Annotated in this window: 17 protein-coding genes and 1 tRNA gene; 7 read left to right on the plus strand and 11 right to left on the minus strand. The window is 61.4% G+C overall.

Annotated features, from left to right (window positions below):
- Positions 1 to 20: 20 nt before the first annotated feature.
- Together JQ616_RS33810 and JQ616_RS39970 are read right to left on the minus strand one after the other, a co-directional pair.
- Positions 21 to 914, minus strand: a complete 894-nt coding sequence (locus JQ616_RS33810) for a hypothetical protein (RefSeq protein WP_212022444.1) — start codon at positions 912 to 914, stop codon at positions 21 to 23.
- 6 nt (positions 915 to 920) lie between these two features.
- Positions 921 to 1,601: a transposase gene (locus tag JQ616_RS39970; RefSeq protein WP_433996028.1), complete on the minus strand. Its 681-nt coding sequence runs from the start codon at positions 1,599 to 1,601 to the stop codon at positions 921 to 923.
- Positions 1,602 to 1,793: 192 nt separating this feature from the next.
- On the opposite strand from JQ616_RS39970, the gene JQ616_RS33820 reads away from it, so the two are divergent.
- The 6 genes from JQ616_RS33820 to JQ616_RS33845 all read left to right on the plus strand — a co-directional run bounded on the left by JQ616_RS33820 (position 1,794) and on the right by JQ616_RS33845 (position 10,050).
- Positions 1,794 to 1,967 (plus strand): hypothetical protein, encoded by a 174-nt coding sequence (locus JQ616_RS33820; protein WP_212022448.1) that lies wholly within the window; start codon positions 1,794 to 1,796, stop codon positions 1,965 to 1,967.
- 12 nt (positions 1,968 to 1,979) lie between these two features.
- The gene (locus JQ616_RS33825; RefSeq protein ID WP_212022450.1) at positions 1,980 to 2,543 is read left to right on the plus strand and encodes a hypothetical protein; all 564 of its coding nucleotides are present in this window, start codon (positions 1,980 to 1,982) and stop codon (positions 2,541 to 2,543) included.
- Positions 2,544 to 2,556: 13 nt separating this feature from the next.
- Positions 2,557 to 4,950: a hypothetical protein gene (locus JQ616_RS33830; protein WP_212022452.1), complete on the plus strand. Its 2,394-nt coding sequence runs from the start codon at positions 2,557 to 2,559 to the stop codon at positions 4,948 to 4,950.
- A gap of 106 nt (positions 4,951 to 5,056) precedes the next feature.
- Positions 5,057 to 5,956 carry a phage tail protein gene (locus JQ616_RS33835; RefSeq protein ID WP_212022454.1) on the plus strand — a complete coding sequence of 300 codons (900 nt, stop codon included), beginning with the start codon at positions 5,057 to 5,059 and terminating at the stop codon, positions 5,954 to 5,956.
- 1,103 nt (positions 5,957 to 7,059) lie between these two features.
- Entirely contained in the window at positions 7,060 to 9,003 is a 1,944-nt protein-coding gene (locus tag JQ616_RS33840) for a hypothetical protein (RefSeq protein ID WP_212022456.1), read from the plus strand.
- Positions 9,004 to 9,129: 126 nt separating this feature from the next.
- Entirely contained in the window at positions 9,130 to 10,050 is a 921-nt protein-coding gene (locus JQ616_RS33845; RefSeq protein WP_212022457.1) for a toll/interleukin-1 receptor domain-containing protein, read from the plus strand.
- A gap of 275 nt (positions 10,051 to 10,325) precedes the next feature.
- Here the strand turns inward: JQ616_RS33845 and JQ616_RS33850 are convergent, their stop codons facing one another.
- The 4 genes from JQ616_RS33850 to JQ616_RS33865 all read right to left on the minus strand — a co-directional run bounded on the left by JQ616_RS33850 (position 10,326) and on the right by JQ616_RS33865 (position 13,799).
- Positions 10,326 to 10,604 (minus strand): hypothetical protein, encoded by a 279-nt coding sequence (locus tag JQ616_RS33850; protein ID WP_212022459.1) that lies wholly within the window; start codon positions 10,602 to 10,604, stop codon positions 10,326 to 10,328.
- A 46-nt stretch (positions 10,605 to 10,650) separates the two neighbouring features.
- Positions 10,651 to 10,724, minus strand: a tRNA-Gln gene (locus tag JQ616_RS33855).
- A gap of 217 nt (positions 10,725 to 10,941) precedes the next feature.
- A complete protein-coding gene (locus JQ616_RS33860) occupies positions 10,942 to 11,133 on the minus strand; it encodes a hypothetical protein (RefSeq protein ID WP_212022461.1) in 192 nt (63 codons plus the stop codon).
- A 188-nt stretch (positions 11,134 to 11,321) separates the two neighbouring features.
- Positions 11,322 to 13,799, minus strand: a complete 2,478-nt coding sequence (locus JQ616_RS33865; RefSeq protein WP_212022463.1) for a penicillin-binding protein 1A — start codon at positions 13,797 to 13,799, stop codon at positions 11,322 to 11,324.
- Positions 13,800 to 14,273: 474 nt separating this feature from the next.
- Here JQ616_RS33865 and JQ616_RS33870 point away from each other — a divergent pair, with 474 nt between their 5' ends.
- Positions 14,274 to 14,702: a hypothetical protein gene (locus JQ616_RS33870; RefSeq protein WP_249137621.1), complete on the plus strand. Its 429-nt coding sequence runs from the start codon at positions 14,274 to 14,276 to the stop codon at positions 14,700 to 14,702.
- A gap of 108 nt (positions 14,703 to 14,810) precedes the next feature.
- Here JQ616_RS33870 and ggt read toward each other — a convergent pair whose 3' ends face one another.
- From ggt to soxC, 5 genes are all read right to left on the minus strand, one after another.
- Positions 14,811 to 16,547: a gamma-glutamyltransferase gene (gene ggt / locus JQ616_RS33875; protein ID WP_212022465.1), complete on the minus strand. Its 1,737-nt coding sequence runs from the start codon at positions 16,545 to 16,547 to the stop codon at positions 14,811 to 14,813.
- 85 nt (positions 16,548 to 16,632) lie between these two features.
- Positions 16,633 to 18,129: an amino acid permease gene (locus JQ616_RS33880; protein ID WP_212022746.1), complete on the minus strand. Its 1,497-nt coding sequence runs from the start codon at positions 18,127 to 18,129 to the stop codon at positions 16,633 to 16,635.
- A 175-nt stretch (positions 18,130 to 18,304) separates the two neighbouring features.
- Positions 18,305 to 18,607: a BA14K family protein gene (locus tag JQ616_RS39515; RefSeq protein ID WP_249137623.1), complete on the minus strand. Its 303-nt coding sequence runs from the start codon at positions 18,605 to 18,607 to the stop codon at positions 18,305 to 18,307.
- Between the two features lie 131 nt (positions 18,608 to 18,738).
- Positions 18,739 to 19,236, minus strand: a complete 498-nt coding sequence (locus tag JQ616_RS33890) for a c-type cytochrome (protein WP_249137674.1) — start codon at positions 19,234 to 19,236, stop codon at positions 18,739 to 18,741.
- Positions 19,237 to 19,270: 34 nt separating this feature from the next.
- Entirely contained in the window at positions 19,271 to 20,548 is a 1,278-nt protein-coding gene (soxC, locus tag JQ616_RS33895; RefSeq protein WP_212022469.1) for a sulfite dehydrogenase, read from the minus strand.
- Positions 20,549 to 20,696: the final 148 nt, after the last annotated feature.

Consider the following 20,696-nt stretch of genomic DNA (forward strand, 5'->3'; position numbering starts at 1 on the left):
ACAGACCTATCTGTAGGGGGTCAATTTTGGACGCCGATCCCCCGGCTTAGGGGGTCAATATTGCAAGCCGAATGACAGTAAGGATTGTCAAAATAGTCGTCTTTGGTGACGAAGGTCTCATCAAGGGCCTTTGCTAGGCCCTGCTCATCAAGGGAGTGTCCGCACTCACACGAGAAGTCGGCCCCGTCATAGACAAAGGCTTCTTCGCCGCAGCTTGGGCATTCCATTGAAAGCCACTTGTTCGCCATACCACAGACGCGGCAATTCCCCTCCTTGAGACCTGATACGCCTCCGTCAGACATGACTGCTGCTTCGAACTTGCACCAAGTGCAGTTGCAGACGGCTTGACCGTTAGCAGCGATCTTATCAAGCTCTGGCTTCAGTGCGTCGAACTTCGCGACGAAATACTTCTTGTGGCGTTCCAATTGCTTTTCGATTGCGGCAATATCGTCTTGCCAAGGCTCGAACACATCTCGCCACTGTTGCCGCAAAAGCTGGTGAAGTTCGTACCAAGCGCTTAGCTGCTCGATAGCTATATCTTCGACAACCCGATGGTGTTCGTCTTCGCCAGCGTGGAAGAAATGGACCATTCTGTTTCGATGGAGCCGCACGGAGTTAAATTTACTTCGCGCTTTGGGAGGGACAGGGCTCTGAACGACCTTGTCCAGCCTATCACATGCCTCCTCGAAACCGACTGACACAAAATCGCCTGCGACAAATTTCGGCCAATCTGGATTCTTTGTGGCAACAAGACTCCAGTGCTCTCGCAGCAGGCGCGCTTTCAAGAACAATTCGACTGCTGCGTAAAAGTCGATCACAGAAAACTTAGGCGCGGTCTCCAAAGTCTCGATGGCGCGCGCCAAAAAGCCGAGCGCGTTTTCAACCAATCGATTCAACATCTCCGACTGCTTCATTCGCGCTCATTGACCTGACTGACTGCGGCTCAAAGCCCATCGCAAGAAACGCTCCGTACGCTCTACATGAGCCGTGGTCGCGGGCGGATCGAACCGCAGTCCTGATAGCGCCCCAACCGCTACAGGTACCCGTGGGGCCTTGTACGTGCCAGCGCGCTTTCTGGCCTGCCTCCGCTCCCACTGCGCGCGGCTATTCCTCGTCTTTGGAAGCAGCGGCTCAACACGCGCCCTGACATTTGCACCGAACAAGGGCAACGGACCTCGATAGTCCTCAACGGCCGCCAAGAGCTTCTGCACCATGTGCCAAGCCGTTTTGTAGGTCACGCCCAAAGCCTGCTCAATCTCCCTCACTGTCACAGCTTCAGGCAATGTGTTGAGCATGTGCGCCGCTTGGAGCCATGCAGCCAGCGAGAGCTTAGAGCCCTCCAGCGGGGTGCCAATCGTGACGGTGAATTGCTTCCGGCATTCGGAGCAGAGATAAAGACCAGGGCGATGGGACGTGCCACCAAGCGAAGCGATGGAGGGACCTGAAGCCTCACAATGAGGGCACACGGGGCCGTTCGGCCACCTAAGCCCCTCCAGAACCGCCCGACATTCGTCTTCCCGCACGAGACCTCCGCAAGTGATTTGTCTCGTATATACAAAAATCGCTTGAAACGCAACTTTTGCTAGTGGGCTCAGAGGCATGGCCGTTCCCGAGCCCACCGATGCGAGAAGACGTGGTTTTTGGCGGATGGGTCCTTCGGCCCCTCTTCGCGATGGTCCCACTGAGGAGCAGCTATCGATACCGGTAAAGCCTTCGGAGCCTTCTACACGGCCTGTGAAAGCCCCAGCGAGCTTCAAAAACTCACGGGCGTCTTGGAGGCTGGCTGGTCCGAGATGGATCTAGCTCAATTCGCCCTTCAGCACTTCAAGAAGCCCTTCTACGCGATGAAGCCGCGAGACCTCATCGCCATTGTTAACTCGGCGCTCTACCACGACTTCTTCGCCCGTCGCTTCCTGAAGCAGCGCGCGCAAGGAGGCTCAGCGCAAACACCACCACCACTAATCTGAATCAAACGAGACATGACTGCACCTATTGCGGCAGGCAGACGAAAGGAATTTGAGTTCCTACGATCTGTGTGCCGAACGCTCCAAGAGCGCTCCACGCTTGGCACAGCTATCCGACAGGGATGGTCTGCAAGCGGGATTGAAGCCGAAGCTCGAATTTATAAGGGCAAAGGCGACCTCAAGTATCGAATAGCCATCCAGGATGCCTCTGAGCGGCGCTACTACAGCCCTGAAGAGCGAGCGGCCGATGAGGCGCGATGGAAGGCCAATGAAGAGGTAATGGCCGCACGAGCAGCGATTGCGGTAACTCACGCCACCAAGCCCAAGGTGCCTCCCGAATACAAGCCGGTCCTCGCTGCGTGCCGAAACATGCTCGATATCGACCGCTTGTCTGCGGTGCTCGAAGCCGGGTGGCTCGCAGATGACATTCGCTACCTCGCTCGGCAATTCTGCTGGGTAGCCACCCGCCATCGAGTGACGATGAAGGAAACGCCAGCGGCCATCCGCTTCGCCCTCGAAATGATCGAAGGCAAGCCCGCTGGGAAACTTTCACCGTACCTCCCCCGGCCCAACCAATAAGAACAAGAAACGAATGCCAACCTTTACAATCCAAATACCCGACGGCCGCCATATGGTCGTTGAAGCTCCTGATGAGCAGACAGCGTTGACAGGCGTGCAGAATTGGCACGCACAGAACATTGCCCAAACCACTGGCAAGACCACGACCGACACGTCAATGCTCGGTGCTCTCTCGCAGGGCACCGCTGACGTGGTGTCTGGTGTTGGCAAGACCATCAAGGACTATCTCAGTCCCAGCGTCGGCAAGGCTGTCCTCGACAGCAACGCAGCGAAGTCCAACCCAAAGTACCAGTCAGCTTCCCAGGTGTTCATGTATCCAGCCGATGGAGCGGACAACCACACTCTCGGCTTGGATTGGTCGCAGGCTCCTCGCGCCATGGTCGAACAGGCTCCCGGACTTGCTCTCGACGTTGCTGGTCAAGTCCTGACCAAACGGCTCGGACCAATCGGACAATACATCGCCAACGCAGCGACCTACGGAGCCCGAACGCTGGGCAGTGAGGCCGAGAAGCGTGCTGCTGCCCGTACAGGCAACGAAGGTGCTGAACCTACCGGTGAGGATAAGCTCACAGCGTTCAAGTCCGTCGCTGCGCAAGCTGCTCTCAACAAGATCGGCTCGAATTCTATCGTCAATCCCGGCAAGGTGACCCCTACCGGCATCAAGGGTGTGGCTCAGGCCGCTGGAAACGTCGTCAAGGCTGCTGCGGTCGAAGGTGGCACCAGCGCTGCTCAGGACCTAGTGTCTCAAGGCTTTGTAAAGCAGGGCACTGAGCAGCCGTTCGACAGTCAAGAGGTCAAGGGCGCTCTCGCGCTTGGTGCTCTCGGTGGTGGTCTATTCTCCGCGCCTAGAGGAGCGAAGGAAGCCCTAAGCTCCGCGCGGCTGCGAAGCCAGAGTGCCGATGAGCACACGGCCATGGCCGCTAACCGCATCATCGAAGCGGCGGGTGGCACGGACTCCCTCTCCAACCCAAGCAAGGCTTACGACGCTACGTCACGGGCTGTGGCTGACGTGCACCGGGAGCTTGGTGAAGCCACCCAACGTCTGACCAACCCCTCCACGGAAGCCGCAAACGCCCTTGAGGCGGCTAGGCGCGGTGAAGTGCTCAGTAAGCGTGACCTCGCTGCGGTCGATGCTGAGGGCAATGACGGCCTTTCCTCGCTGGTGAGGCAATCGACGGCGCTCAGCAAGCTCACTGACATAGGCAACTTTGATCAGAACAGCGGGACATTCGTTGGCGGCACTCACCAGACCGCTAAGAAGCTCGTGTGGCCCTTCGCCAAGGAGGTCGGGAAGCTTGGTGCTCTAGCTGGAGCCGGTGCCATAGGCAGCGGGGGCGTTGGCTTAGATGCAGTTACGGCGCACATCCCAGGAGCGCTTGAGGGCCTTGCTGGTGCTGTTGCGGCCTACAAAGGCCTCAAGGCCATGGATAAGGCGCTTGGCCTCGCCTCCCCCGCCAAGACCTTTGCGGAGAAGTTCGGTGACACCAGCGGCAGCGTTCGTGTCCCAACTGTGCTCAACCAGAACCCCAGCGGGCCGAAGGTCACGCCGCAGAACAGCCTGACACCATCGCAGCCTTGGGGGCCAACCCTTGAAGTTCCTCAGCCCTTCAAGCCTGACGTGATCGAGCCCGGCATCGGAAGGATTGTGGAGAAGCTTCAGCGCCAGAAGCAACAGCAGACCGCTAAAGACGCGATGCCTCTGCTTCGCCAACTGGCCCAGGATGCCAATCCCACTCCTGAAGCACCAGCGCTGGACGCCAACGCACTTAACGAGCAGGTCAAGGCCGCTTTGCTGATGGCTTCCGCTCGTAGAAAGATCGTCGGGCAGCAGCAAGCAGAAGCTGAGGCTGATGCTTCACCGCTCATTCACGACGTTGGAGGATTGGACGCTGTACGCAACCCTGCCATGGGCAAGCGCGCCAGTGAACTTATCAGTGCAGCCAACGCGCTGAAGAAGCTCCGCAACGTGCCTGAAGCTGACAGCACTGAGGCACCAACCGCTCCGGTCATGGACAACACGCCCACGGGTGCTGAGCCTTTCACGCTGCCTGAAAGCCCGTACTGGCATCTGGACGCCCCCGAAGCAGCGGACAACATCTTGAAGGACGCCAAGGCCGGACAGAAGCCTATCCGCAACGAGCAGGCTTACCATGCCGGCACCGTGCGAAGGCTCAAGGCTGAGGAGGATATCTATCGCCGCATCTCTGACGCGATGGGGAGCGTCAAGGAGCGTGGTGCCTTCCATAAGTATCTCGGCGCTCTCTGGGGCTCCGACACGCCTGAAGTCGTTCGGCAAGTCCGCGGTCAGATGATGGGGGAGTTCCCTCAGTACGGGGTGACCATCCTCAAGCATCTCCCCGACGAAGTAATCAAGGGACTGTGGAACACCAAGCCGGCGAGACGGTAGCGCATCAGCGCGCGCCCCTCGCCTCTACTCAAGCACTAACCAGCGCAACAATGCTCTCGGAAGCCGCGCTGGCAATCAAGAACAGAAGAAATCCAACTCGGATACTATGGCCTTAGAGACCTTTTCCTACATTACCTCACTCGACTCGACCAATCCGGCTCCAACGGACGGTGTGGTCAACGGCGACGACCATATGAGGGGCATCAAGCTAACCCTGAAGCAGACCTTCCCAGGCGCTACGGGTCCCCTCACGACTGTTAAAGGCGGCCACCAGTCGATTGACGATGGCACAGCCGCCGCTCCTGCCTTCACCTTCACCAGTGAGCCGACGCTTGGCTTCTATCGTTCGGCCGCAGGTACCATTGCTTGCTCTGGCACTCTCATAGGCTCCAAGGCCATCGGTGAGGTCTTCGACTTCGCTGGGACCACTCCGCCAGTTGGAAGCGTTGTCTGTGACGGTCAAGCCCTGTCCCGCACGGCCTATGCGGCCCTATTCCAAGCCATCGGTACTACCTGGGGAGCCGGTGACGGCAGCACCACGTTCAACGTCCCCAATCTCCAAGACCGTTACCGCCGACACCGCAGCGGGAGCGCTGCTGGTGCTGTAGGCACTCTACAGGCGGATGCCGTCAAGCCACACACGCACGTCGTCAACGGTTCGACCGGCGCTGAGAGCGCTGCGCACAGTCACTCCTTCAGTGGCACGACCAACGGAACGAGCACTGGCGGTGCCTTCTCAGCGCATCTGCCGAACTCTCGCATCTACGGCAGCATCCAAACCAGCGTTAACTCTGCCGTCATCGTTGGTATCCAGATGAACAACGGCGACGATGGCACTATCAACGTCAGCGGCAACATGGAGCACACCCACTCCTTCAGCGGCACGACCGCAACTGAGAGTGCCAATCACTCACACGCCTTCAGCGTCACGTCTCAGGCCAACACTGGCGACAGTGAGACCCGCCCGCTGTCGGCAACCATGCTGACTTGCATTAGGGTTCAATAGTCAGCGAAGGGACCTTAGCGGTCACCAGGGCGGCTTGGCTCAACATGGGTCAGGTCGCCTCCGTATTGGTACGGATACGCTCACCAGCAACTGAGGGCAATCTATCTGACGATGTTGGAAGTAGTCCTAAAAGACAGAGGCAGACGGGGCTGGGATTGGCAGGTTCGCGACCAATCCGACAGGACCTTGCTCGCAGGACGAGAGAAGACCCGACCGGCAGCGAAATACATGGGCGACCGTGCCTTGTTTCAACTGCTTGCCGCCAATCCAAAAGACATTGATCTCCATAAGCCGACATAAGCAATGCCGGTGCCTCTATCAGCCGTCAGCAACGCCCAGGACCGTACATGCACGTCACGGTAACATTCACGTTCTGAGGCTGATTGGCGTTGATGCTTTGCATTGACCGGCTCATGCCCTCTAGAGCCTCAGAGACCCTAGCCCGCTTCTGCTGTTCTTCGAGGTTGGCTTGCTGACGATAGTACAACAGGTTCTTCCGGCATTGCGTGTAGGCGTCAGCGCCCTTGCCCGTCGATAGCTGCCTACATGAAGCGTCGTCTTGCGCTTCCATCTTCGCCGCTCTGACACCAGCATCTTCCTGTGCCATGCAGCCAGCCAGCATAAGTGCCAGCGCGATACTCAAGCCCCTCATAAGCCCCCCTTGCTTCTTGCGGAGGCGCACAAGACCTCAAGGCGAGCTTGGACACAAGCACAACCAAAGACGGTAGGAGCACCAGTGGTGTCGTTCCTGATATTGCTTGAAAGACTCACTTCCAAGCTCCGCTTGAGGCACCCCAAGGATGATGACTACGGGTGTCATCAGGAATGCCCACAGCGAGTCAGCGGGACTCACTGGTGCGTTTTGGGTGCTGGTGGCCGGCTGGGTAGCACTGGAGGCTCAAACGCCTCTATGGAGTCCTCAGAGGCTCCTGAAGCCATCCTCTTCTTCGATCAATAAACACACCCCTGAAACCTCCTAAGAAGCTATTTTTACTCTCCCTCTTAGGGGCTTTCGGGGGTGCATTTCCAAAGCCGTGGTCACACCCCTCTAAGGTGTTCTGACACCAACACGGCATCCTCAATCACAATCCCAAAGGTAAATCATGCAAACCCCCATCGGTCTGCACGGGCATCGCTATGCGCTCGTGCCGCCGCAAGAGTTCTCTGCACGGATGAAGGCTCACTGGACCAGCAATCTTGGTCTGTGCTCCTCAGCACCCCTAGAGAAGCTCTGGGCCATCATGGCCAAGACTTTTAACGAAGCCATCAGCGACACCGCCAACTGCGTGCAGGCCCCCTGGCGCATCCTCCAGCCTCCTACAGGCTCAGGGAAGACTAGAGGAGCATGTCTATTCGCGGCAATGCAGGCGGAGCTTAACCTGACGAGCGCCTTCCCCGTGGGCAGCATCATCGTGACACGTCTCATTGACGAAGCTGACAAGCTAGTGACCGAAATCAATGCCCATGCTGGGCGAGAGGTCGCGATAGCTCACCATTCGCGCGCTCCCAAATCAACCGACGTGCTCCAACAGCACGATACGCTGGTGATTACCCATCAGGCGTGTGTGAATGCTTCAGCCAGCCTCAACAGCAGCCAAGGAGCGGCGTTTGAGCGCTTAAGGCGCTGGAGGGGCGGAGAACGCCTCCTAACGATCATTGACGAGGCCCTAGCCAATGTCGTGGAAGACGTGAAGGTGACTGCAAACGACATTGCAGAAGTGCAACGGTACATCACGACAGACCTTGATCGGCAATTCTTCACCGAATGCGTCGCACTTAACCTGCTGAAGCGCGCGCTGGGTGCCTACGAGAACCAAGGCGCGGCTTCAGTTTTCATGCCGGGAGGGATCAACACTCCAGACAGCAATCTCGTGAACTTCGCTTCTCTCCGAAACGAGATGAAGCGAATTGAGTATGACCGTTTGGGTGCCCACATGACGGACGCTGAAGTGCGTGGCCGTATCAGCCACAAGGTGGATCGAACCTTAGAGGCCTGTCAGGCTCTCTTTGACCAGTGGTCTTACTACGCCAAGAGCGGCGATGAGCACTCCTTCAACTCGTCCTCTCTTTCGGTGCCTTGGGGAGCCCCCGGCCCCGTTGTGCTGGATGCGACTGCCCGTGCAGACTTCCTATGGGACCTGTTTGAGGACAAAGCGCGCCTAGAGCCCACACCAAGTCATGTGCGCGACTACAGCAACGCTACCCTCCACGTTGCGCGTTGTGCAGCCGTGGGCAAGCGAGCGATGATTAAGAGCTTCAAGGCACGGTTTGCACGATTGGCCAACGATCTTGAGCAACGCTTGCCGGTCTCCAGTTCTGTCTTCCTCTGCACTCACAACGCCAACACCCACATTGCCAAAGGTGACGGCATGGGCTTCGAGCGCTTCGCGGTTGGCCACTGGAATGCCGTAGACGGACGGAACGATTGGGCGGACTTCGATACAGCGGTGATCTTTGGGTTGCCTTATCGAGACCAGATATGGGCGACTAACACCTTCTTCGCGGTCCAAGGTCCTCAGACTGACGAGTGGCTCAAGACGCCTACTTGGAAGGACCATGCCGACGTTCGGCGCGTAATGAGGCAGCGGCAGCTTGCCGTGATGGTCATTCAAGCCATCAACCGCATCCGACTGCGGCGCGTCGTCGATGAGGAAGGCCGCTGCCCAGAGGCAAGTGTCTACATCGTTTTGCCACGAGACGCTGATGGCGACGCTATCCTCGCCAGCATCCTGGCGGACATGCCCGGTCTAAAGGTTGCTGACTGGCCCTTCGAGATGGACGGTCCGAAGGTCAGGAGTCCCCGCAAGGGCTCGTCACATGAAGCGCTGGTATCGTTTATGGGCAGCCGATTGCCCGGCAGCACGCCGCTGACCGCCATCAAGCGGGAGCTATCGCTCTCTGATACGGCGCTCAAGAAGCTCAAGGAAGCGCTAGGGAATAAGGAGCACTCCACGACCAAGGCACTGTGTGCCATCAGCGTTGAATACACAGTCACAGGGCGCGGTAGAGGAGCCAAGAGCTACCTGGTGAAGCACGAAGCAGCATAGGAGTTTTTGGATTAAGCGAGGCAAGCGAAGTTGCCATCGCCGTTAGCGTGGTCCCTCCGCATCGTTGACAAAAGATCGATCCATCGAAAAGAGTTTGGCGACGATATCGCGTTACTGGAGGTCCTCATGGAGTTCGACTCCCGCAAAACGGTCTTTGACGGTCTGGGCTCCTACAAAAAGCCAGTCGTGGTTTGGCATCCAGCATCGCCGAATCATAAGTCAGGGCGATACGTCGACTGGGATGCCCAGGCTTTGGTGTATGATAGTGCAGAACTCCGGGAGCGAACGACGAGACAACATGCGGCACTGCTGGCCCTGTTGAACGCCTTACAGATACCATGCGTGGACCGGACTGGAGACCTTCCGTTCGGCGATATAGCCGAGTTTCTCACCGTTTTTAGGGTTCCCTGTCCGCTAGTGTTGATATGGGACGAGTTCAACGTGAATGATGCTTTTACATTGGACGGCGCTACTTCCATTGAGCGAGATAACGGATTGATCTCTGTCACCTTTGATGATGAGGCCAATCCGTCGTATGGCTTTGGGAAAGGCATGATCAATCTGTCCAAGTGGGACGGAAATCCGGATAGTGCGGAAGTTCAACGTCTTGTCCGGGAGATCAAGAACGCTGCTGATTATCATGATATATTTGTAAGCTATGCTCGGGCCGATGCCCCTCTCGCTGAGAAGATATGTGTTCAGCTAGGTAAGCTACGGTGGAACACATGGTGGGATGCGGCCCTAAAGGGAGGCGATACATTCGCTGAAATAATCGAGAGGAAGCTAGCCGAGGTCAAAGCCGTAGTCGTACTTTGGACGGCTAGCTCCACCAAATCAAATTGGGTACTTGATGAAGCGGCAATCGGTCGAGACCGACGCGTTCTCGTTCCTGTTCGATTTGAGAACGTCAAACTGCCGCTCGGCTTCGGTCAAATCCATTCTATCCAGTGTCGAGGGCAGACGGATGGAGATATCAAGGCCCTGTGCGACGAAATCACATCGCGAGTGCTAAAGCTGCCAACCCTAAGGAATGCCAGAAGCGACTGAAGCGCTTTCTCTGGTATTGATCCGTGCCCGCCGCCGCTCGTTCGGGCCAGCTTCCATGCGAGTTCTCAGGAGCAAATCGAACGCGGGAGTAATGCGCACGAGCCCTACCGAGGGCTTGTCGATTGCTTCGGTCAAACAACGATGCAATCAGCAATCGTTCCGGTGCAACTAACAGTCAACGCACCGTTCGTACTATGCCTGATAGGGGAAACCTCGCGGCAGAACCACGAGGCCGGTGTGCCCTTCGCGGCCTCTCGGCGGCGATTTGGTGGTGACTATGAGCGCTTGGTGCGCGGCCTCTTGGCGGCCTTGGGCTTAGCGGGGGCCTGTGCCTCCTCGACATAGGCTTGATGGACCTCGAAGAAAGGCACCCCGAACCGTTCGGCTAACTTCTCCAGCGAGCCACCGACTTGATTCGCCATGACGTCGAGTTCCTGGCTGAGCTTCGAGGCCGTCTGCATCAAGCCGAGCAACGCCGCGAGGTCGGCCAACTGCTGCTTGGAGGGCGCTGAAACCGGGGTGGTTGAGCTAGGTGGGTTGGGATTTTTGGTCATTCGGTAAGCTCCTGATTTCACGATGGAAATGGGCTTTCCGATAAACTGGCTGGGGAACCTGGATTCGAACCAAGACAAACAGAGTCAGAGTCTGTTGTGCTACCGTTACACCATTCCCCAAGAATTGCCCGTGGTATCAACAGCTTAGCTGGATGACTGGACATCTCGGTGCAGCGGGTTCGCCTGCCAAATCAGCGCCCGCGCGAGTGCGACCTTCTACCCGCTTGGTCCCACGCTTGGCAAGCATTGTTGGCGGCGAATAAGCGTGAAAATCACGGCCATACCGGCACCGACGATCGAAGGACGGCAGCTTCCGCCGGTCATGGCATCAAAGGCCTCAAAGGAATTCAAGAACTATCAAAGGATCGACGGCGAGGAATGCCCCGACGCTGAATCCCACGGTGCCGAGCGCGATCGCGCCGATCCAGCCGTGATGCGCCCACCCGTAGCTCGCGCCAATCAGCGTTCCCAAAGCGATCGTGGACACCGCCCAGACGACGTGAACGACGACCTTCAGCGCCTTGATCATCGGCAATCCACAACTGAACGCGCGCCAATAGCGACCGAGGTCTTCGTCCCCGCGATTCCGGTCCCTCTCATTAGGTCGACGCCGCAAGCGGCGTGTTCAACCAGGCCGCCCTGACAAAGCGCCGCACCGCCGCACGGGCGGTGCAAGGGACTGAACGGATGCCGTTTGCGGTGCGCTGCCGGCGGACGTCAGTACAGCCCGCCGGTCCCCGACCGCATCACGGCCCGATCCGCATCCGGCGAGATGCCCTGCTGGGTGCCGTCGATCACGTCAGTGCCGGCGACCATCCCGGGATCATAGTACGGCGGTGCCTGGCCCGGCTTGAAGGCTTCGAGCACCACGCCCTTCTGCCCCGGCGCGGCGCGCAGGCCGGTCTTGGCATCGACCAGCACCAAGCGGATGCCGACCGGCTGCTTGAACGGGGTGGCGGGCTTGTCGGCCAGCGCGAGCTTCATGAAGTCGCGCGCGATCGGCGCCGCGGTGTGGCCGGCCTGCGCGTTGCGGCCGAGCGAGCGCGGCTTGTCGTAGCCGACATAGAGACCGACCACGAGGTCCGGCGAGAAGCCGACGAACCAGAGATCCTTGGCCTCGTTCGAGGTGCCGGTCTTGCCGGCGAGCGGCTTGCCGACCTCCTTCAGCGCGGTGCCGGTACCGGCCTGGATCACGCCCTCCATCAGCGAGGTGATCTGGTAGGCGGTCATCGCGTCGAGCACCCGCTCGCGGCGGTCGACCAGCTGCGGCTCCGGCTGGTTCTTCCAGCCCTCCGGCGCGTCGCAGCCGCGGCATTCGCGCTGGTCATGCCTGAAGATGGTGTGGCCGTAGCGATCCTGGATGCGGTCGATCAAGGTCGGCTTCACGCGGATGCCGCCATTGGCGATCATCGAATAGGCCGTGGCCATCCGCATCACCGTGGTTTCGCCGGCGCCGAGCGCATAAGCGAGATAGTTCGGCAGCTCGTCATAGACGCCGAAGCGCTTGGCATACTCGCCGATCAGCGGCATGCCGATTTCCTGCGCCAGCCGCACCGTCACGGTGTTGAGCGACAGCCGCAGCGCATTGCGCAGCGTAACCTGGCCCTGGTACTTGCCGGTCGAGAAGTTCTCAGGGCGCCAGACATTGCCCTGCCCCTGGTCGATCTCGATCGGCGCGTCGATCATGACGGTCGACCCGGTGTAGCCATTATCGAGCGCCGTCGAATACACGATCGGCTTGAAGGTCGAGCCGGGCTGCCGGTAGGCCTGCGTCGCGCGGTTGAACTGGCTCTGGTCGAACGAGAAGCCACCGACCATCGCGAGCACGCGGCCGGTGTGCGGATCCATCGCCACCATCGCGCCCGACAGTTCGGGGATCTGGCGCAGCCGATACTGGCCCTCGACGGCCTTGCCATCCTTGTTGAATAGCGGGTCGGCATAGATCACGTCGCCGGGCTGCAACACCTGCGAGACCGCCGTCGGCGTCTTGCCCTTGCTCCTGGCCCAGCGCACGCCGTCCATCGTGATGATGCCGGTCTCGCGCTGCTTGCTGATGGCGCCGCCGAGCTCGCGGCCGGGCTGGAAGCCGATCCGCGCCGACTGGTCGTTGCTCTCGAGCACAACAGCCATTCGCCACGGCGAGATGTCGGAGAGCGACTTGATTTCGGCGAGCGGCACGCCCCAGTCGGCGGACAAATCGAGCTTCTGGATCGCGCCACGATAGCCCTGCTGCTCGTCATAGTTCACGAGCCCCGCCACCATCGCCTTACGCGCCATCACCTGGACCTTGGGGTCGAGGGTGGTGCGCACCGACAAGCCGCCTTCATACAGCTTCTTCTCACCGTAGCGTTCGAAGATGTCGCGGCGGACCTCTTCCGAGAAATATTCGCCGGCGAAGGTATGCGCGCCGTTGCTGCGGTTGGTGACGATCAGCGGGTCCTTGCGCGCCTTGTCGGCATCGGCCGCGGTGATCCAGCCGTTCTCCTGCAAGCGGTCGATCACGTAGTTGCGGCGCTCGATGGCGCGCGCATGGTTGCGCACCGGATGCAAGCTGGCCGGCATTTTCGGCAACGCGGCCAGATAGGCCGCTTCGGCGACCGTCAGTTCATTGACGGACTTGTCGAAGTAGACCAGCGAGGCCGCCGCGATGCCGTAGGCGCCGAGGCCGAGATAGATTTCGTTGAGATAGAGCTCGAGGATCTTGTCCTTCGAATAGGCCCGCTCGATTCGCATCGCCAGCAGGGCTTCCTTGATCTTGCGGCTGAACGACACCTCGTTGGTCAACAGGAAGTTCTTGGCAACCTGCTGGGTGATCGTGGAGGCGCCCTGCGGACGACGGTTGGAACCGAAGTTCTGGATGTAGGACACGCCGGCACGCGCCATGCCGGTATAGTCGATGCCGCCGTGCTCGTAGAAATTCTTGTCCTCGGCGGCGAGGAAGGCGTTGATCACGAGCTTCGGCACCGCCTGGATCGGCAGATAGAGCCGGCGTTCCTTGGCGAATTCGCCGAGCAGCGAACCGTCCGCCGCGTGGACGCGGGTCATCACCGGCGGCTCGTAGTTCTGGAGCTGCGAATAGTCGGGCAGATCCTTGGAGAAATGCCAGAATAGCCCTGCCACCGCGGCCAGACCAGCCAGGAACAGGATGGTTCCTGCGGTGAACAGGAACCCGAAGAACCGCAACAGAAATTTCATCGACCAGATTTTCCGTGGCGGATGCGTCGTTCGTTCTGAGCGCGCTGCGTGCCACTTAGGCTGCCCGGTATATCGGTCGTACCAGGGACCTGCAATTCAACGGCAGAGAATTAAAGCGGCCCAGGCGTCAAACTTATGCCATAGAGCCCGGCTCGCGCGCGGGCGCCAAATCACCGGCCGCTCCGGCCCGGCCGATGCCCCGCGTGGCCCGATCGATCTGTGGCCCGCTCGCACCTCGATTCGTGCGGACCTTGCCGAATCCATCCCCCCTCCAGCGCTGCGCTTGCGCACAGAGCGAGCTGCGAAAGAAAAGCGCAGGCCGGGTCGTCGCTCTCACTACCCGGTTGCCGTTTCGAATGCTGCGATATCAGAAACCGGTGGACAGTGCCTGCGGGCCCGCCGGATTAACGATCCATTAACTATAACTACCGCAAGTTGTTGCCACACACGTGACTCGCGACGGGCTGATTTCGAATGGCACTGCGCGGATTTAAACGGCCCTTCGCGGCCGACCCGAACGTCCTTGGATTTCCGAGGCCTCCCACATCGGCGATGGGTACCGAAGCCCTGGACCTCGTCTATCAGGCGGCGGATTTGTTCCGCAGCATCGAGGACAGGGCCCGCGCCGGCGAAGCCCGCGCCGAGGCCGCCGAACAGGCGCAGCTCGAAATCATCGCCGCGACCGAGCGCAAGCTGAGGGACGCGTCGCGCGCGCTCGAGGAGGCCCGGCGGCGCATCGAGTCCCAGCAGGAACAGCTCGATGCGGCCGAGTTCCGAGCCCAGGCCGCCGAGGCCGAGGCGCGTGAGGCCAAGCAATCGCTGGCCCTGGTCGAAGACGCGATCCGTCGGCGCCTGCTGCTGACGAACGGGCACGACGACGGCCGGTCGACCGCCGTCGCCTGACGCGGGACGGCTCATAGCCATTTGTAGCCCGAGTGAGCGTAGCGACATCCGGGGACCCGCATATCGCTTCGCTCATGCGGGCTACGCTCCTCGATCGCACAACGCCAATCAGTAGCCGCTAGCAAGTCCCGAATTGCGGCGCGGATCGTTGGCGCCATAGAAGCGATTGTTGCCGACCGGCTTGCCGTCCAGCGACGGTGCGCCGACGATGATGACCGCGAGGTGATTGGCCGGCTGCGGCGGACCGAATTTGTGGCCCATGCCTTCCAGGATCTTCCGGGTGTCCGGCGACAGCGTGAAGTCCTCAAGATTGGTCGCCTCCGGCAGCCATTGCTGATGGAAGCGCGGCATGTCGACGGCTTCCTGCGCGTTCATGCCGTAGTCGATCGCATTGATCATCGTCAGCAGCACGGCCGTGATGATGCGGCTGCCGCCCGGGGTCCCCACCACCATCACCGGCTTGCCGTCCCTGGTCACGATGGTCGGGCTCATCGAGGACAGCGGGCGCTTGCCCGGGGCGATCGAATTGGCCTCCCCCTGCACCAGGCCATAGAGGTTCGGCACGCCGACCTTGGCCGTGAAGTCGTCCATCTCGTCGTTGAGCAGCACGCCGGTCTTGGCCGCGGTCACCTTGGCGCCGAACCAGTCGTTCAGCGTGTAGGTGACCGACACCGCGTTGCCGTCCTTGTCGGCGATCGAATAGTGCGTGGTGTTGCTGCCCTCATGCGGCGGAACGCCGGGTTTGATGTCCCTCGATACGCCGGCCTTGGCCGGGTCGATCGCGGCGCGGATCTTCGCCGCGTAGGTCTTGTCGAGCAGGCGCTCGAGCGGATTCTTCACGAAGTCGGGGTCGCCGAGATAGCTGTTGCGATCGACATAGGCATGGCGCATCGCCTCGATCTGGTAGTGCACCGCTTGCGCGGAATGGTAGCCGAGCTCCTTCAGCGGATAGCCCTCGAGGATGTTCAGGATCTCGCAGATCACAACGCCGCCCGAGCTGGGCGGCGGCGCCGAGACCACGTGGTAGCCGCGATAGTCGCATTCGACCGGCGCGAGCTCGCGCACTTTGTAATTGTCGAGATCCTCCTGCGTGAGCAGGCCCTTGCCGGCCTGGCTCGAGGCGACGATCGCAGCCCCCACCCAGCCCTTGTAGAAACCATCGGTGCCGCGCTTGCTGATCTCGCGCAGCGTCTCGGCGAGTTCGTGCTGCGTCAGCCGCTCGCCGACCTGGAACGGCTTGCCATTGTTGAGGAAGATCGCGGCCGAGGGCGGATCGTCCTGGAAATCCTTGGTCGAAGTCTCCAGCATGCTGACGTCGCCCTGGTCCAGCACGAACCCGTCCTCGGCGAGCTGCAGCGCCGGTGCGATCACGTCCGCGCGCTTCATCGTGCCGTATTTCTCGCGCGCATATTCCATTCCGGCCACCGAGCCCGGCACGCCGACCGCGAGATGCCCCTTGGTCGACAGGCCGGGAACGACGTTGCCGTCCTTGTCGAGATACATGTTGGCGGTGGCGCCCTTCGGGGCGGTCTCGCGGAAATCCAGGAAGGTCTTGCGGCCGTCGGCAAGCTGGATGGTCATGAACCCGCCGCCACCGAGATTGCCCGCGGCGGGATAGGCGACCGCAAGCGCGTAACCGACGGCGACCGCCGCATCGATGGCGTTGCCACCTCGCTTCAGCACATCGACGCCGACCTGGGTCGCGAGATGCTGGGCTGCGACCACCATGCCGTTCTCGGCAGCGACCGGCGCGACGGATGCTGCGTGACAAGGCGCAACCGACATCATGCCGATCGAGACCATCGCGGCGACCATCGATCGCGCGCGTACCGTTGGATTTTGCATGGAAGCCTCCCTGGACCTGCGCCGACTGTCGCGGCGCTACGGTGCTATCTCAAGGCGCAAGCCTAGCAGGCCGCACCCGCGCGGACTATAGCGCGCGGCCCTCGCCGCGCCCTCGCAGCCGGCTGTGACGTCTGCCATAGGCCGCATAGATCACAAGCCCGATCGCGAGCCACGCCGCGAGCCTGATCCAGGTGTCGAGCGGCAGGCCGAACATCAGGAACAGCGAAGTTCCAGCAGCAGCCGGGGCCACCAGCCAGATCGCCGGCGCCCTGAACGGGCGTGCCAGTTCCGGATCGCGGACGCGCAACGCCAGCGTGCCGATCGAGACCACCGTGAATGCGAACAGTGTGCCGATCGAAACCAGTTCGCCGACCAGCCCGATCGGCAGCAGCCCGCCGAGAACGGCGGCAATCGTGCCGGAGAAGATGGTCGAGACATAAGGCGTCCGAAATCGCGGATGGATCTTGGCAGCGATGCCCGGCAGCAGCCCGTCATGCGCCATGGCGCGAAAGATCCGCGGCTGCGCCAGCAGCATGATGAGGATCACCGAGGTCAATCCGAACAGAATGCCGAGCTTGATGAAGGGACCGAGCCAGCCGATGCCAATCGCATCGATGCCGACCGCGATTGGATCCGGCACGCCGAGCCGGTCATACGGCACGATGCCGGTCAGCACGAAGCCGACCGCGACATAGAGCGCGGCGCAAATCACCAGCGAGCCGAGAATGCCGATCGGCATGTCGCGCTCCGGCACCCTCGCCTCCTGTGCCGCGGTCGAGACCGCGTCGAAGCCGATATAGGCGAAGAACACCACCGCCGCGCCGCGGATCACGCCGGACCAGCCGAACACGCCAGGACCCGCATTCGGCGGGATCAGCGCGCCCTGCGGATTGCTCGCCGTCACCCAGTTCGCTGGCGTCACCGAGGACGCCGCGGTGGCGAGAAACAATGCGATGACGACGAGCTTCACCACGACGACGAAACCGGTGAAGCGCGCGGATTCGCGAATGCCGACCACGAGCAGCGTGGTGACGAAGGCGATGATCGCCATCGCCGGGATGTTGATGACCGCGCCGGTCGACGACCACACGCCGCTGTTGGCATCGTAGGCGAGCGGCGCCGAGGTGAATTGCTGCGGCAGGTTGATGCCGAAATCGCGCATGAAGCTGACGAAATAGCCGGACCATCCGACCGAGACCGCGATCGCGCCGACCGCATATTCGAGGATCAGGTCCCAGCCGATGATCCAGGCGATCAGTTCGCCGAGGGTGGCGTAAGCGTAGGTGTAGGCGCTGCCGCAGATCGGCACGGTCGAGGCCATCTCGGCGTAGCACAGGCCGGCGAAGGCGCAGGCGACGGCGCCGAGCAGGAAGGAGAGCGTGACGGCGGGACCGGCATTCGCAGCCGCCGCATGGCCGGTCAGCACGAAGATGCCGGCACCGATGATGCCGCCGATGCCGAGCGTGACCAGCTGCAACGCCGACAGCGACCGCTTGAAGACCGGCGCCTCGGCGTCGCCATCGGCCCGCGCCGCCTCCCGCAACAGCTCGGCGGTCGACTTTCGATCCCAGAAACCGCTCAGGGTGTCCGTCACGCCTGATGCCCTCCGCCGCTCGGCCCGATGCGATCGGCGGACTATAGCGTGACGAGCGTCCGGTCGTTCGAGCGCCGGGCAATTGCCGGCGCCCTTATCCACCGCCAAGAACTCCACCGCCAAGAACGACGGCCGAGAACAACGGCCAAGCGTGGAGCGGCGCTTACTGGCAGGAATGGCGGCGGCCGTCGCGGCCAAGGTAGGTGCCGGACGCCGGATCGAATGAACGGTAACGTGCGCACGAGGCGGACGGCGCCGGCGGCATGGCACCATAGGCGTTCGCCGGGTTGCCGCTACGCGCCGCCTGCTGGGCCTCACCCCACGGCGTCAGGGCACCGCCGTTGATCGCGCTACGCCCCGGATTCTGCGCGTCGAAAAGGGCCGGCTCCGACATCTGGGCTGCGACCGGCGTGAACGTCATTCCCGCGAACAGCACGGCGACTGCGATCGCCCACGACCTGGTCATACGGCCTCTCCTATCGATCAATGAACGCATGCTGAAAGACGGCCGAGCCGCCCCAAACGGAGATGGGGGCGTCAGTCCTCCGGGCACAGGGGCCACGATGTCACGAAGCCGCGAGCCAAGCGGTCCTGGCTTCAGCGGTTATGCACGTCAGGCCGCGGGTCGGAGACGAACCCATCGCGGTTCGGCATCTTGACGGCGGCCAGCGACTTGGCGTCGAGCACGGCATTGGCCGGCACGATGCCGTTCAGGCTGAGGATGTAGGCGGACACGGCGTAGACGTCCTCATTGCTCAACGACTGCGGCGCGTTCTGCGGCATCGCGCGGCGGATGTAGTCGAACAATGTCGGGGCGTAGGGCCAGTAGCTGCCGACGGTGCGGATCGGCTTCGGGTTCGCCAGCGTGCCTTGCCCGCCGACGAGGCGATCGCCGACACCACCCTGCCCGTTGTCGCCATGGCATACGGCGCATTGCTCGCTGAACACCGTGCGACCGCGCTCGACGCTGCCGCTGCCCGGCGGAAGGTTGGAGCCGTCGCGGCCGATATCGATGTTCCAGCCCGCGATCTCCGCTGGCGTCGCCGCCCGGCCGATAGCGTAGCGCTCCTCGGCCTGCGTGGCAGCGCTGAGCATTGCGATCGCGCTTGCCAGCGCCGCGACCTTCAGATCACGCCTGGGCATTGGTCACCTCGCCATTTGCATCGATGCGCCAGGGCCAGATCGCGTTGTTATGGTAGAACGAGTTGAGACCACGCACCGCGACCAATTCCGCCAGCGTCGGCTGCACGTAACCGGTCTCATCGATGGCGCGGCTCTGGATGACGGCGGGACTGCCGTCCCAGTGCCAGGGCAAGCGGAAGCGCGTCAGCGCCCGTGTCAGCACCGGCTCCTGCAATTCGGCCTGCTGCCAGCTCTTGCCTTCATCGAGCGAGACCTCGACGCTCTTGATCTTGCCGTGACCGCTCCAGGCGATCCCGGTGATCTCGTGAAAGCCTTGCGTGGTCAGCTTCTGCCCGCCGGACGGCCGCGTGATGATCGACTTGGCTTCCATGTAGAAGGTGAATTCGCGCGACGTGCCGTCGGGCATCGGGTCGGTGTATTTCGAGGTCTCCTCGCGCGAATAGGCCGGCTCGGCGACCACCTTGAGCCGGCGCAGCCACTTCACGTTCATGTTGCCCTCGAAGCCCGGCAACAACAGGCGCAGCGGATAGCCTTGTTGCGGACGCAGCCGCTCGCCGTTCTGGCTGTAGACCAGCATGGCGTCGTCGAGGCATTTCTCGATCGGGATCGAGCGCGTCAGCGCGGCCGCATCGGCGCCCTCGGCAACGATCCATTTGGCGCCGGCCTGCACGCCCGCTTCGTCCAGCACCGTCTTGAGCGGCACGCCGGTCCATTCCGCGCAGCTCAGGAGGCCAACAAGGTCGGAGGCGGTCTTGCCATAGGGCTTGGTGTAGACCGGATTGCCGGAGCACTCGAGGAAGTGGATGCGTGACTGCGACGGGAAACGACGGATGTCTTCCATCGTGAACACCAGCGGGCGATCGACCATGCCGTGCAGCATCAGCCGGTGCTCGGCCGGATCGATGGTCGGCACGCCGCCATGGTGGCGCTCGTAGAACAACCCGTTCGGCGTGATGATGCCGTCGAGCTCCTGCAACGGCGTGCGGCCCGAGGCGGAGATGTATTGCGGGAGCGTCTTCGAGATGTTCTTGACGACGCCCTTCTCGTGGATTGACGGCGTGCCGTAGGGCTGGCTGCCCATCGGGTCACCGGGCGTTTTCATCCATTCCGGCACATTGGGCGGAAGATTATTCCCGGGTTCGGCAAGCGCGGGAGAACCGGCAACTCCAGATATCGCGGAGCTGCCGGCCAGTGCCGCACCCGCCTGAAGGAATCGCCTGCGAGACGCCTCTCGCACGCGCTTGTCCGTCGTGTGTTCGCTCATCGACGTTTCCTCTGACGTTACCAGAGCATGATCCGGAAAAGTGCGAAGCGCGGTTTTCCGAAAAGATCATGCCAGGACAACAATCCAAAGCGCGGTGACGATTCATCGTGCTTTGGCGCAGCCTAGCACCAAACGCCCGAGGCGAGGC

It is taken from the genome of Bradyrhizobium tropiciagri, assembly GCF_018130545.1.
Lineage (GTDB): Bacteria > Pseudomonadota > Alphaproteobacteria > Rhizobiales > Xanthobacteraceae > Bradyrhizobium > Bradyrhizobium tropiciagri_A.